The organism is Herbaspirillum sp. CF444 (genome assembly GCF_000282135.1).
Taxonomy (GTDB): domain Bacteria; phylum Pseudomonadota; class Gammaproteobacteria; order Burkholderiales; family Burkholderiaceae_D; genus Herbaspirillum.
Genome location: NZ_AKJW01000083.1, coordinates 90,579 through 103,592, shown reverse-complemented (window position 1 = coordinate 103,592; position 13,014 = coordinate 90,579). Strand labels below are relative to the sequence as shown.

At 58.3% G+C, this 13,014-nt stretch carries 16 protein-coding genes; 11 read left to right on the top strand and 5 right to left on the bottom strand.

The features are described 5' to 3' along the window. Window positions 1-107: 107 nt before the first annotated feature. The 5 genes from PMI16_RS19525 (at window position 108) to PMI16_RS19505 (ending at window position 3,664) form a co-directional block, all read left to right on the top strand. Window positions 108-380, top strand: coding sequence for a hypothetical protein (locus tag PMI16_RS19525; RefSeq protein WP_007882695.1), 273 nt, complete (start codon window positions 108-110; stop codon window positions 378-380). A gap of 563 nt (window positions 381-943) precedes the next feature. Further along, window positions 944-1,555: a hypothetical protein gene (locus PMI16_RS19520; RefSeq protein WP_007882693.1), complete on the top strand. Its 612-nt coding sequence runs from the start codon at window positions 944-946 to the stop codon at window positions 1,553-1,555. Window positions 1,556-2,006: 451 nt separating this feature from the next. Beyond that, window positions 2,007-2,372, top strand: a complete 366-nt coding sequence (locus tag PMI16_RS19515; RefSeq protein WP_007882691.1) for a hypothetical protein — start codon at window positions 2,007-2,009, stop codon at window positions 2,370-2,372. A gap of 292 nt (window positions 2,373-2,664) precedes the next feature. Continuing rightward, window positions 2,665-2,946, top strand: a complete 282-nt coding sequence (locus PMI16_RS19510; protein WP_007882690.1) for a hypothetical protein — start codon at window positions 2,665-2,667, stop codon at window positions 2,944-2,946. A 70-nt stretch (window positions 2,947-3,016) separates the two neighbouring features. Beyond that, entirely contained in the window at window positions 3,017-3,664 is a 648-nt protein-coding gene (locus tag PMI16_RS19505) for a DUF2026 family protein (RefSeq protein WP_007882688.1), read from the top strand. Between the two features lie 688 nt (window positions 3,665-4,352). On the opposite strand, the gene PMI16_RS19500 is transcribed toward PMI16_RS19505, so the two are convergent. The 4 genes from PMI16_RS19500 to PMI16_RS19485 are packed head-to-tail and all read right to left on the bottom strand — an operon-like array spanning window position 4,353 to window position 7,694. After that, window positions 4,353-5,102: a DUF3299 domain-containing protein gene (locus PMI16_RS19500; protein ID WP_007882686.1), complete on the bottom strand. Its 750-nt coding sequence runs from the start codon at window positions 5,100-5,102 to the stop codon at window positions 4,353-4,355. Between the two features lie 31 nt (window positions 5,103-5,133). Continuing rightward, window positions 5,134-6,396: an ABC transporter permease gene (locus tag PMI16_RS19495; protein ID WP_007882685.1), complete on the bottom strand. Its 1,263-nt coding sequence runs from the start codon at window positions 6,394-6,396 to the stop codon at window positions 5,134-5,136. Next, a complete protein-coding gene (locus tag PMI16_RS19490) occupies window positions 6,393-7,106 on the bottom strand; it encodes an ABC transporter ATP-binding protein (protein ID WP_007882684.1) in 714 nt (237 codons plus the stop codon). Before PMI16_RS19490 ends, PMI16_RS19495 begins: the two co-directional genes overlap by 4 nt. Window positions 7,107-7,124: 18 nt before the next feature. After that, complete coding sequence (locus tag PMI16_RS19485; RefSeq protein WP_007882683.1) at window positions 7,125-7,694, bottom strand: DUF2796 domain-containing protein; 570 nt, start codon at window positions 7,692-7,694, stop codon at window positions 7,125-7,127. Window positions 7,695-7,935: 241 nt separating this feature from the next. Here PMI16_RS19485 and PMI16_RS26690 point away from each other — a divergent pair, with 241 nt between their 5' ends. From PMI16_RS26690 to PMI16_RS19465, 5 genes are all read left to right on the top strand, one after another. Then, the gene (locus PMI16_RS26690; RefSeq protein ID WP_007882682.1) at window positions 7,936-8,061 is read left to right on the top strand and encodes a hypothetical protein; all 126 of its coding nucleotides are present in this window, start codon (window positions 7,936-7,938) and stop codon (window positions 8,059-8,061) included. Between the two features lie 2 nt (window positions 8,062-8,063). Continuing rightward, entirely contained in the window at window positions 8,064-8,843 is a 780-nt protein-coding gene (gene aztA / locus PMI16_RS19480) for a zinc ABC transporter ATP-binding protein AztA (RefSeq protein WP_007882681.1), read from the top strand. Further along, window positions 8,840-9,721: a metal ABC transporter permease gene (locus tag PMI16_RS19475; protein ID WP_007882680.1), complete on the top strand. Its 882-nt coding sequence runs from the start codon at window positions 8,840-8,842 to the stop codon at window positions 9,719-9,721. Before aztA ends, PMI16_RS19475 begins: the two co-directional genes overlap by 4 nt. A 28-nt stretch (window positions 9,722-9,749) precedes the next feature. Further along, complete coding sequence (locus PMI16_RS19470; RefSeq protein WP_007882679.1) at window positions 9,750-10,667, top strand: metal ABC transporter substrate-binding protein; 918 nt, start codon at window positions 9,750-9,752, stop codon at window positions 10,665-10,667. A gap of 117 nt (window positions 10,668-10,784) precedes the next feature. After that, the gene (locus PMI16_RS19465) at window positions 10,785-11,096 is read left to right on the top strand and encodes a putative quinol monooxygenase (protein WP_007882678.1); all 312 of its coding nucleotides are present in this window, start codon (window positions 10,785-10,787) and stop codon (window positions 11,094-11,096) included. 37 nt (window positions 11,097-11,133) lie between these two features. Here PMI16_RS19465 and PMI16_RS19460 read toward each other — a convergent pair whose 3' ends face one another. Next, the gene (locus tag PMI16_RS19460) at window positions 11,134-12,051 is read right to left on the bottom strand and encodes a LysR substrate-binding domain-containing protein (protein ID WP_007882677.1); all 918 of its coding nucleotides are present in this window, start codon (window positions 12,049-12,051) and stop codon (window positions 11,134-11,136) included. A 105-nt stretch (window positions 12,052-12,156) separates the two neighbouring features. Here PMI16_RS19460 and PMI16_RS19455 point away from each other — a divergent pair, with 105 nt between their 5' ends. Continuing rightward, entirely contained in the window at window positions 12,157-12,396 is a 240-nt protein-coding gene (locus tag PMI16_RS19455; RefSeq protein WP_007882675.1) for a hypothetical protein, read from the top strand. The last annotated feature ends 618 nt before the right edge of the window (window positions 12,397-13,014 follow it).

Here is a 13,014-nt window from a genome sequence, read left to right as displayed (position 1 = left end):
AAAACGACATGTTGAAAGTCTTGCATCCCTTGCTGGTAAAGGGTTTTCGGCTTCCTACACTATTTTCCTGTTTGTGCTACCATGGCCTTACTTGCTGTGAGGAAACCATGAAAACTGCTGAAAAAAATGTCGAATTAACCGGTGAAGAATTGCGCTGGATGTATAGCGTGTTCAAAGGGGATTTCCGCATCATTCCGCGGCGCGTGGTGCAAAGCGTGATCAGCAAAGGCTTGGGCATCCCCAACCTCGGCGGTGCTTTCAACCTGACCAATGCCGGCAGAAACGTGTTCCGACGCACACCTCAGGAGCAGGCTGCCAACGACGACATGCACATCGTCAAATCGCGTTATCGTCACCGCTCCAATTGGCGTTTGGGTTGATTTCGCGCCGGACGGTGGTGGAGCTCACCGAAAGCAGTATTCGACATGATTCGGATACTGCTTTTTTCATTTCCGCGGTGCTTTTTCCCTTGCACTTGCCGGGGATGGAATAAAAAAGCCCGGCACCAGAAAATCGGCACCGGGCAAGCTCGTCACTCCCCCGAAAAAACGGGCAGGCAGAGTCGCGTTCTCAACCGTGGGCATTGAGCGCCTGATGAGGAGATGTATCAGGCGCCTCAGAATCGATGGGGATGCGAGTGACTTGTTTGCATTTTCACAAAAAGATCGCGCGAATAACATAGAAAAAAATCGAGATATTCCATGTATTTGTATTCGGAAGAAATCGCATCAATATTTTTAATCTACGAATAATTGGAGTATTTCTATCTAAATGCTTTTTGATGTTTTTTGTCGATCATCAAGCATTGCCGGCATCTTCAACATCATGGCTCCCGTGCCGTTTTCTTTGTTTTTGAAGCGGTTTTCCTTCTTCCTGGGGGGGGCGTGAGCAGCATTTCCAGCCCGGTGCTAGACTGGTTTTTTCGTTCACCCAAGGAATCGTCATGTCGAGTCGTTCCAGGTTGTTGTCATTGATCACATTCGCGTTGCTGGCTTTACCTTTGCTGTCGCAGGCCCAAAGTGCCGCTCCGAGCCGCATCCGGGGCACGGTAGCTGCCGTCAACGGCAGCGATGTTGATGTCACGACGCGCGAAGGCAAAAGCCTCAAGCTGCATCTGAGCGACGCCACGCGCTACGCCTCGGTCAAGCCGCTCGATCTGTCGGCGATCAAACAGGGCAGCTTCATCGGCACGGCCGGCAAACCGGGCGCCAATGGCAGTATCCAGGCCCTGGAAGTCGTGGTTTTCCCCGAGGAAGCGCGCGGCACCGGCGAAGGGCACTACGACTGGGATTTGCTGCCCGGCAGCAGCATGACGAACGCCACCGTCTCTGCGGTGGTCTCGGGCAGCACAGGGCGCGATCTGGATCTGGTCTATCAGGGCAAGACCATCAAGATTTCCGTGCCTAAGGACGTGCCTGTCGTGACCATCGTTCCCGCTGCTTTGCAAGACGTCAAGCCGGGCCTGGCCGTGTTCGTCGTTGCGACGCATGTCGGCGACGACTGGAATGCCGCCCGCATCGTCGTGGAAAAAGATGGCGTCAAGCCGCCGATGTAATCGGGAGTGAGGATGAAGATGAGGAGGATGCGGCCAATAGGGGCGCTTTATGTCTGGAACGCATAAGCGAATGACATATTGATCGTTTTCTCAGCGGATTTTCTGCGATACAGTGAAAACGTCTCCTCAATCAACCTCCTGGAAGATGTTTTTTGAGATTGAACCCGCCCTGCATGCGCTCGGCGGGTTTTTTTTGTTCGTGTTGCGGCCGTAGAGCGCTTATTAAATAATCAATTTGTTGCGAGGCGAGGCTCAGCAAGGCATTGCGCAGGTCTCCCACAGCTTATCCACAGATCTATTCACAGGCATTGTGGGTAAGTAGAGACAAAATCTTCATTGCCACACGGCATTCCGGCCGATTCTCGTTGCCTGTGGCTGCGCGTGCGCTTACCATAGCGGCCCGGACATTCTGGCACACTGTCTGTCTGCCTGAATCAACACGGAGAATGCAATGAGCGACGATCTGACCAAAGATGAATTTGACGCCCTCGGCCAGGTAAGCCGGAAGGAACACCGCGGCCGCCCAAGCGCCTGCGTCGCCCGCAACGCCAAGCGCCTGACCGGCCTCAAGTTCCTGGAATATGCCCGCGACGGGCAATTGGGGTTGACGGAAAAGGGCAAGCAAACCTTGTTCATCTACCGTTGCATCGAAGCGCTGCGCGGACTCAGTCTCGATCCGCATGCGCATATCGACGCCGATGTCGCGATTTTCCTCGGGCGCAAAGGACACATCGTCGAAAAGGAAGGCAGCAAGGAATTTGAAATCACCCAGCGCGGCCGGGAATCGCTTGCCGACATCGACGCGCAGTCGCACTGACCTTTCTCGTCGTTCTGTATCTTTTCTTTTCACCGTCGGGCATGTGCGTCGCCGCATGCCTTTCAGGCGGCTCTTCTTGCGGCCGTTGCGCCTCCCGGCACGACAGTGCACACAGGTTTCCCGGCTCTTTTCCATAGAACGGAAGTGCCGTGCGGACATAAGGAATTCCCCGATAGATTGCGCACGCTTGCGTGACTAAGATGATCTCCATGGAACGACGGTTTGCCAAGCCGGCAAAGCAAGTACAGCCCGGCAGCAGACCTGAACGCAAACCGAACTTACGGAGATCATCATGCAATTCATAGTCGACACTGTGCCAAACGATATCGCCCTGATGTTTCTTACCTACCTCAGTTTTTGCCTGGTGCTGATGTACCTCTTCATCCGCGCCGATTGCGAATGGAACAAACGCGAAGTCAAACTCTCACGCGAACGTCTGCGTCTGCTGTCGGTGGACCAAGGCAAGATGGAGCGCCTGCGCGAACTGACAGCCTGCTCGGTGCATCACGACGTGAACTGCGCTTGCTTCCTGCATGGCAAGAACGACGACGCCAATCGTACCGAGGCGGCATAACAGCAGCCGCATCGGCAAGGATGCGCGCATCTGCGGCGAAAGCGGATGGCCGGTATGAGAAAATACGCGGATGAAATCACCTAACATTCGCCCCCTCATCCCGCTTGCGGATTATCAACGTATTTTTCGCGTCATTCACTCGGTGCTCGATAGTGTCGACGCCAATATTCCCGCCGCGAGTTTTTTCTTCAGCGTGACTGCGGCACAGATATTGAAGAAGTTTTACAAGAAGAATGCCTTTCCGGTTGCCGGCGCGGCTTTCTACCTGATCAGTGAAGACGGCAGCGGCGCCTTGTCATTCGGCACGCTGGACGGCGACAAGGTCGACAGCAACAGCGACGCGTTTCATTGCTGGGTGCAATGCGACGGTTATGTACTGGATCTGATGGCGCCGGTGTTCCAGGAACTGCTGGAGTCGGCCGGGCATCCGATGACGGTGCCGCGGCAAATGTTTCAGAAGGATCTCGCACGCATGTCGGCTTCGCCAAATGCCTTGGGCGTGCCGGGAGATTTTCATCTGGCGCCGAATCTGGCGCTGACGAAGGAATTGTTGCAGCAATTCATGAGCAAGCCTGCCCTGAGCAATCTGTCGCAGGTGTGCATGGAGTGGTACCAAAAGCCGCCGAAAGAACTCGGCACCGATCTGGTCATGCAAGGTGCGGAAGGCGAAGGCACCAAAATCAAACTCAGTCGCTTGCAGGTTACAGGCGCCTGGTGATTCAAACGAATGGGGAAGCAGAGGTAGTAGCAGGGGAAAGTGCGTAGCAGCAGTAAGAGGTACTCTTGGGGAAAGCAGGTGCGGGGGAGAGAAACGGGATGGAGCGGAGGGGGAATGGTGCACCGGACGGTTGGTCCGGCACACCCTGCAATCATGCATATCGGTTGCATGTATCGCGAAAGAGTAGACAGGATAATCCGGCTTTGTGACTTGCTGATGACAGTAGCAACCATCCCATGATGGTTGCCCGCCGATTCGGAAAAGCGCGAAACAGTTTTAGCGTGTCACGAAGCCGTCATACGTCGTCGCTAGAATCTCGTTTGTCTCCTCTAAACTTGCTTTAGATTCACCTGCGATACGCAAGTATCGCAGGTTTTTTTTCCTCAACGGTTTTGTGGCAAAGATCTGCGAGATTGGCTTGAGTCGCCAATGCCGGATAGTGGCGTTGTAACCCGGCTGTACGCACACGTAGTGGAAGCTGCCATCCTCCCTGCTGGTAATCCAGCCCGGTGGCGCGGGGTGCGTAATTATCTACATCTTGTCCGCGATTGCTTAAGAATCACAACGAATTGAAATTTCGATTGTTATCAAATACTTAAGCGACTTCTCCAACGCTTATCCACAGGCTTGCTCCCAAAATGTGGGGATAACTTGGCCTGTAGCTTCGCAGCCTCGCAATGAAAATAGCCTACTGCGCAGGCGCCTGATCCGTGTACGGTTCCACCTTGACCGACGCCATGCTGTAGCCGGCGGTGCCCATCATCGTGTCCGAGTGTTCCACCTTCAGCACGCCATTGATCCACACCGCATCCATGGTGCGGATGTTCTTGACCGCCTTGCTGCTGTGGACGTGGATGATCTGGTTGGCCGGCGGCGGCGGCACATGGATGCAGGCGCCGAAATAGGGCACCAGCAGGAATTCTTTCAGCGCTTCGCCTTCACGCTCCAGCGACACCACAAAACCGGGAATGCGGATCGATACGCCGTCCATGCTCGGATCGATGGGCGCATTCTTCCAGTACTTCTTGGCTTTCCACAGCGCTTCCATGGCGCGCGGGTCGCCGTCTTCCATCTTGTCGAGCTTCAGCCCCTTGAACGGCGCCATGGCGTCCCAGTCTTTCGGCATCAGGGATTCCCAGGCGATCTCGCGGAAGGCGCCGTCGTTCTTGCCGGACGGCTTGTAAGGTTTGTTCGACAGATCGGGACTTTGTTGCAGGTGATCGCCGACCTTGTATTGCGCATTGTCGGAGTACGGTGCGTTGCCGGTTGGTGCGGCAGGCACGGCAGCTCCGACGGCCGAAGCAATCGGCGCACCGGCATTGACTGCCGCCGCAACTGCTGCGGCAGCCGAGGTCTTCGGCGTTGCCGCGAGATGGGCGCCATAACCGACCAATAGTCCGGCGGCTACGATGCCGCCTATCCAGGTAATGCTTTTCATGATCTCATTTTCATGCAGTAAATTCGTGACCTTAAATTCTCGGCGTCAGGCCATCGGCCAGACTGAGGCGGTAAGCACGCAAGCCCGGCAACAGGCTGGCGACAAAGCCGGCAACGATGGTCCACAGCAACAACTGCAATTCACCGGCGGCAGGCAGGGCCGGATGCAATGTTACGCCAAATTGCGCACTGAGGAAGGGCCCCAGCGCAAACAGCGCCAGCGTCAGAAAAACCACGCCCAGCACCACGCCGGCCAGCATCACGGCCAGTCCTTCCAGCGCCAGCAGCAGGAAAATATCGCCGGGACGCGCGCCGACCGAGCGCAGCACCGCCAGCTCGCGGCGCCGTTCTCCCAGGCTGGCGAGAATCGCCGACACCAGTCCCGCCAGGCCGACGATCACCACCATGCCGGAGACCACCAGCAGGGCGTTTTCGCCGACGCCGACGACTTGCCACAACTCATCCAGCGCCACGCCCGGCAGCACCGCCATCAAGGGCTCGCTGTTGTCATCGGCGATGTCGCGCTGCACGCCGAACACCGCCGCGCGATTCTTCAGACCGACCAGCACGGCGGTGACGGTCTTGGGCGTCAGGTCGAATTTCTTCACCAGGGCGGGTGCAATCGACAGGCCGGGCATCGGTGCGCCGCCTTCCCAATCTAGATGGATGGCTTCCATTGCATCGAGGCCGATGTGCACGGTGCGGTCCACCGGCGTGCCGGTGCGCGCCAGGATGCCGACCACCGTGAACGGCTTGTCGGCGTGATCGGTCAGGTGCAGGCTGCCCATGCCGTGGCTGAGCACGATGCGGTCGCCGAGTTTGTAGTGCAGGCGCTGCGCGACTTCGGCGCCGATCACGGTTTCGAACACGCTGGCGAAGGGGCGGCCTTCGCTCAGGCTCAATGCCTGTCCGTCGCCATAGTGGAAGTGTTCAAAATAATTGCCGTTGGTCGCCAGCACCGGAAAGCCGCGATGCGAATCGCCCAGCGACAGCGGAATCGTCCACTTCACGGCGGGATTCTTCGCCAGTTTTTGTGCGCTGTCCCAGCCCATGTTGTTGGTCGCGCCGCCGATGCGGAAGATCGCGTACAGCATCAACTGGACCGGGCTGGTACGTGCGCCCACCACGAGGTCGGTGCCGGAGACCGATTGCGAGAAGCCGTCGCGCACGTCGTGACGCACGCGTTCGATGCCGAGCAGCATGGCGCTCGACAAGGCGATCGCCAGCAGCATCAGGCCGAGCGTGAAGCGGCGATTCCACGCGCTGCGCGCGGCGAGGCGAAAGAGGAAGCTCATGCCGATTCCTCCATGCCGGCGCAACGATTGATGTCGTTGAGCGCAATGCGGCGATGGAAGCGTTCGGCCAGTCGCTGATCGTGGCTGACGAACACCAGGCTGGCGCCGGCCTGTTCGCATTCATGCTGGATCAGGTCGAGAAAGGCTTGCTGGCGGTCACTGTCAAGCGCCGACGTCGGTTCGTCGGCGACCACGATTTCAGGCCGGCCGATCAGGGCGCGCGCCGCAGCGACACGTTGCTGCTGGCCGATGGACAATTGCGTCACCGCGCGCGTCCACAGGTTCGGTGCCAGATCGAGGCTGCGCAACAGCGATTGTGCCGCCGCGTGCAAATCCTGCCCCTGCGCCAGCGCGCGCTCACGGCGATAGGCCGAGAACTGGCAAGGCAGCAGCACGTTATCCAGAATCGACAGATAAGGAATCAGATTGAATTGCTGAAAGATGAAGCCGATATGGTCGACGCGAAAGCGGTCGCGCCGCGACGCCGGCAAACCGTCCAGCGCTTGTCCGAGAATGGCGACGCTGCCGCTTTGCGGGCTGGCGATGCCGCCGATCAGCGCCAGCAGCGTGCTCTTGCCGCTGCCGCTGGGACCGCTGACGAAGACCTGTTCATGCGCCTGCACGTCGAACCGGTCCAGCGCCAGCGTCGGCGTCTTCTGGCCGGGCCAGGTGAAAGAAATATCGCGCAAGGCGATGGCAGCGTCGCTCATATCGGGTTGGCTGATCAATTATTGAATCGTGATGCTTGCGGCCGTCGGCGTCAGCTTCACCGCACCCTGACGCTTGGGCGTGACCAGTTGCACGTCGATGCTGTTGAATCCCTTGAATGCCTCGAACAGTTTCACGTCGATGCGTTGCAAGCGTTCCGGGTACGCGCATTGAAAACTGAAATCGGCATCCATGTCGGCGTGGCCGTCATGATCCTCATGGCCGGCCGGCTTGCTTGTTTTGCTCACCGCAGCTTCGCCCAGCAACACAGGTTCGATAGCGGCGGAGACCAATTGGACTCCACTGACCTTGCATTCTGCTGACGGGGTGGTGACGAACACCGTTGCCGCGTTGCGCAGCGTCCTGGCCATGTCTTGTGCGGCTTGCTTGTCCTTGGCGCTCCTGGCGGCATGCTCAAAGCCGATCAGGTTGACCAGCGGCGAGTCCAGGTGCAGCGACAGTGTCTTGCCGTCGAGTGCGACGTCGAGCTTGCCGACGCCGTGGACGTGGGCTTCGTGAGCGGTTGCGAGTGTCGCGACAGAGAGGAGAAGGGCGGAACCGAGCGCCACTGTGATTTTGCGAGAATTCATGAACGCGATCTTTCTTCAGGTGAGCTGCCGGGATTTTCCGAAAGGAAAGGCTCGGCCAGCATTTTGACTGGATTGTCGGATTTCTTCGAGGCTTGTCACATCTTGCAACAATGTTGCATTATAATTGCGGTTTCGCAACTTGGTTGCAAACAGATTTGTAACGGCGATTTTGATTCCCCATGGCCATGTGCTGAATATGCGTTGCTGCCACAAATCAACCAACAATAATTCCTCGACAACTATGCTTTCGCGCTTCTTTCAACAAACCAGCGTCCTCGCGCTGCCCTGGTGGCAACGCGTGCTGCTGGTCGCGCCGGTATGCCTGGTCCTGTGGCTCGGCGTCATGTGGGCACTGGGAGGCGAGTGAACATGTCCGTCGCCATCTCATTGGAAAACCTGACCGTCACCTATCGCCGGCATCCGGCCCTGCATCACGTCAGCGGCCATTTCGCACAAGGTTCGCTGACCGCCATCGTCGGCCCCAACGGCGCCGGCAAGAGTACGCTGCTCAAGAGCATCATGGGCCTGGTCCGTTGCAACAGCGGCCGCGTGGTCAAGCATGCCGCCGCCAGCCGGATTGCGTATTTGCCGCAGCAGGCCGAGATCGATCGCAGCTTCCCGATTTCCGTACTGGATTGCGTGTTGTTGGGCTACTGGTCGAAAGCCGGCCTGTTCCGCCGCATGAGCCGCGACATGGTGCACCGTGGGGAGGATGCCCTGGCGGCCGTCGGCCTCGACGGTTTTGCGCAGCGTTCGATCGCCAGCCTGTCGGTAGGGCAGTTCCAGCGCGTGCTGTTTGCGCGCATTTTGTTGCAGGACGCCGAACTGATTTTGCTGGACGAACCCTTCAGCGCCATCGACACCAAGACCACCAACGACCTCCTGCACATCATCAAATCCTGGCATGCCGAGCAACGCACGGTGATCGCCGTGCTGCATGACTACGATCAGGTGCGTCGCGCTTTTCCGCAATCCCTGCTGCTGGCGCGCAATGTCGTCGCCTGGGGCGCAACGGAAGAAGTGCTGTGCCACGAAAACCTGCATCGTGCGCGCTCCATGGCGGAAGCCGTGGATGAGCATGCGCCGCTATGTGCCGTTGATGCCGTGGATGTCATCGACATCACGCATGGCGAAGGAGCGCCGCGATGATGCTGCTGCACGATTTCCATCAATTCGCGATTGCGCCGTTCCAGGAATTCGCCTTCATGCGCCGCGCGCTGGTGGCGACCCTGGCGCTGGCGCTCAGCAGTGCGCCGCTGGGCGTGATGCTGACCTTGCGCCGCATGAGCCTGTTCGGCGAAGCGCTGAGCCATGCGGTGTTGCCGGGCGTGGCCGCAGGTTTCATCTTCTTCGGCTTGTCCTTGCCGGCGCTGAGCATCGGGGGTTTCCTCGCGGGCGTGATCGTGGTTGCGCTGGCCGGCTGGATCAGCCGTCACACCGAACTCAAGGAAGACGCCAGCCTCGCCGCCGTCTATGTGGTGGCGCTGGCGCTCGGCGTGATCATGATTTCCGGCCACGGCACTCAGCTCGATTTGCTGCATATCCTGTTCGGCAACGTGCTCGGCGTCGATACCGAAGGCTTGCTGCTGGTCGCCGGCGTGTCCAGCCTGAGCGTCCTGTTGATGGCGGGTTTGTATCGCGGCTTGTTGCTGGAGAGTTTCGATCCATCCTATCTTGCCGCCAGCGGCGGTCGCAATACGATTTATCAGCAGTTGTTCCTGATGCTGGTGGTGCTGAATCTGGTGGCGTCGTTCCAGACCCTGGGCACGCTGATGGCGGTCGGCCTCATGATGTTGCCTGCCGTGTCGGCGCGGCTATGGCATGACACGCTGCCTGCGCAGCTGCTCAACAGCACCGTGCAGGCCGCTGCGGCCGGTTATGCCGGGTTGATGCTGTCGTACTACGCGTCGGTGCCGTCCGGCCCGGTGATCATCGTGTGCGCCGGCGGTTTCTATTTCTTGTCCCTGATCTTCGCACCGCGCGGCTGGTTGCCGCGCATGTTGCGCCGGCCGCATCTGCGCGCCTGATTTTTGTGAGTCTTCATTAGGAGTCGTCGTGAAACTGTTTCGTCACATCTTGTTGCTTGCTGTCGCGCTGGTTGCGCAGGTATCGTCTGCATCCGCGGCCGACGCCAGATTGCCGGTCGTCGCCAGCTTCAGCATCCTCGGCGACATCGTCGCCAATGTCGGCGGCGACCGCATCGCCGTGACCACGCTGGTCGGCCCCGATCAGGATGCGCACGTGTTTCAGCCTGCTCCCGACCATATCAAGTCGGTCGCCCGCGCCAAACTGGTGGTCATCAACGGACTCGGTTTTGAAGGCTGGATGGAGCGCGTCGTGCAATCGGCCAATTACCGCGGCGACATCGTCGTTGCATCGAACGGCATCGTCGTGCGCGACCGCATCAGCGATGAGCATGATGATCACGACCATCATCATGGCAAGAACGATCCGCACGCCTGGCAAAATCCGGCCAACATCGTCGTCTATACGCGCAACATCGTCGCCGCACTGAGCAAGCTCGATCCGGCCGGCGCTGCCGTTTATCAAAAGAACGGCGACGCCTACGTCGCCAAGCTCAACGAGCTGGATCGCTGGGCCACGCAGCAGTTCGCGCAGTTTCCCGACGCCAAGCGCAAGGTGATCACTTCGCATGACGCGTTTGAATATTTCGGCGCGCACTATCAGGTCAGGTTCCTCGCGCCGCAAGGCGTGTCGACCGACAGCGAGCCGAGCGCGAAGGAAGTCGCCAATCTGATCCGCCAGATCCGCAAGGAAAAAATCCGGGCCGTCTTCATCGAAAACATGAGCAGCCCCAAGCTGTTGCAACAGATCAGCAAGGAAGCCGGCGTCACGCCGGGCGGAAAACTGTATGCCGATGCGCTGTCGCAAGCCGACGGCCCGGCGCCGACTTACCTGAAGCTGATGCGATACAACATCGAACAGTTGCTGGCGCGGTTGAAACTGAATTGATTGCCTCGACGGAAAACTGCGCAGGGCAGGGAGCAAGCCTGCATCGTCACGAAATCCGGACTTCGCGTATCCTTGTCGTTTTTCCTAAACCAAGAAACGCATAAAGGAGATGACAACATGGTCCACGTAGTCGCAATCATTACCGCCAAGCCCGGCAAGCGCGAAGAGCTGCTCAAGCTGGTGCGCGCCAATCTGGCTGCCGTACGCGCCGAACAGGGATGCATCGATTACGGTCCTGTCATCGACGTGCCGGGCTTCGGCGGCGCGCAAGCCGAGCTTGGCCCGGATACTTTCGCCTTCATCGAAAAATGGGAAAGCGCCGAGGCGCTCAAAGTCCACTTCACGCAACCGCACATGCTGGACTACCGCGAAAAGTCGAAAGACTTGATCGCGGCGCGCGCGGTTCACGTGCTGGAATCGGCAGAATAAAAAGCCTGGGCAAACGCCGCGGGCGTTTGTCCCTGGACTAAAAAATCTTCTTCGGATCGTAGGCTGACGCCTGTCCCATCAGCATCAGCCACGAGATGAAGGTCTTCAGGGCGTTGCCATTGCTGCCGTCGGCAGTCCGATGCAGCATGTGGAAGCCTTGGCCGTGCAACACCACCTCCGGAAACAACTGGCGCAAGCGGCCGTGCGACAAGTCGTCGTCGACCAGCGCCAGCGATCCCATCGCTATCCCCAGATCCGTCGATGCCGCCTGCAAGCTCAGGAAGAAGTGCTCGTAACTGGTTCCCGGCAACCTCTTCTTCACCGGCACGCCCGCCTTGATCAGCCATTGCTGCCACGCATCCGCGCGCACGCTCAGGTGAATCAATGAGGCCTGCAGCAAGTCGGCCGGCTTGCTGATCGGATGCAATTCAAGATAATGCGGCGAGGCCAGCGGCGCCGAGACGTCATCGAGGAAGCGCACGCACTCAAAGCCGCTGCGCTCCAGCGGGCTGCGCCACAGCACCACGTCGAAGGGATCCTTGACGTCTTCAAAGTGTTCCGACACCGTCGTCGTGACGCGTACTTCAATGCGCGGGTTGTCGATCTGGAACTGCGACAGCCGCGGAATCAGCCAGCGCATCGCCACCGACGGCGCAGTGATCACGCGCACGATGCGGTTCTTGCCGGTCAGGGTCAGTTGTTCCGCCGCCATGGCGATGCGGTCGAGGGCGGCGCGCACCTCGGTATAAAACACTTGCGCCGCCTCCGTTGCTTCCACGCCACGCGGAAGACGAATAAACAAGGGTTGGCCGAAATGTTCTTCCAACAATTTTATTTGCTGACTCACGGCGCTATGCGTGATATGCAATTCGTGCGCGGCGATCGTCAAACTCCGCGTGCGCACGGCCGCTTCGAACACTTTGAGGGCCTTCAGCGGGGGCAGGGAAATGCTCATGGTGTTAGTTTTTCTTATGGTGGTGTCGGAAAATATTGCTTTTTAAAGTAGGAGGCAGCCCCTATTCTCACCATCACTGCAACGTTATTTATATGAAGGAAAGAAATGTCTACTTATCAATCTGCCGGTTTTTCTAATAATTTACAGAGTTTGCTGGAAGCTTTCCAGTTCTTTGTCGAACGCGCTTTTTCGTCGTCCAAGCCAGCCATGAACGGCCCCTTGTTCGATATCAATGACGCCCCATATCTGGAAGGCGTCGACAGCCACGCCGATCTGGAGCGTCGTCTGCGTGAACTCAATCGCAGCCATCTGGTGGCTTTGTCGCAACTGCAATCGCAAATCTGATAGATAAATCGGAAGCAAGGCAGTCGTAAAGACTGAATGATATTGGCGTGATGCCAGAGATGTTAAAAAAATGCTGCGCGCATCTCGATCTGACGATCGGGTTTGAAGCGACAGGAGAACGAGCCGGAAGCAATCCACCGGCTTACAGCAAACAGATGTCGCTCCGCAGACGCCGCATGTTCTGCGGGAAGACGATATCGAAGCGAGGCGAATCGCTACGATGCCTCGCTTTCATCCCGCAAAGGCGCCCGCAGAGGGTGCCGTCATTCCTACCGATGAGTTGAACCGGAATTCGTGCGTCATGCCGATTCCCAAGCCTGCCGGGCTTTGACCCGCGCTCAGGCCGGGGATCGCATTGTCGCCGACAATGCAATGCGCGCTGATGCGACGCAGGGCAAACTCATGCCGTCAATGTCCCTGCGTCAGACGCATGGGAGACTACCTCTTCGTTTCCGGCATGGCGAACGCCTTGCCGCTCGCCAACCTGCAAAAATGTTTGCATTGATTTTTCGCGAAACAGGATTGACATAATTACCTGCTATATTCGAGCGCAAGGTGAGGATAGGTTTCGTCGCAGCACGCAATAGTCGATTGTCAGTCTCCGGTCCGATGTTGTCG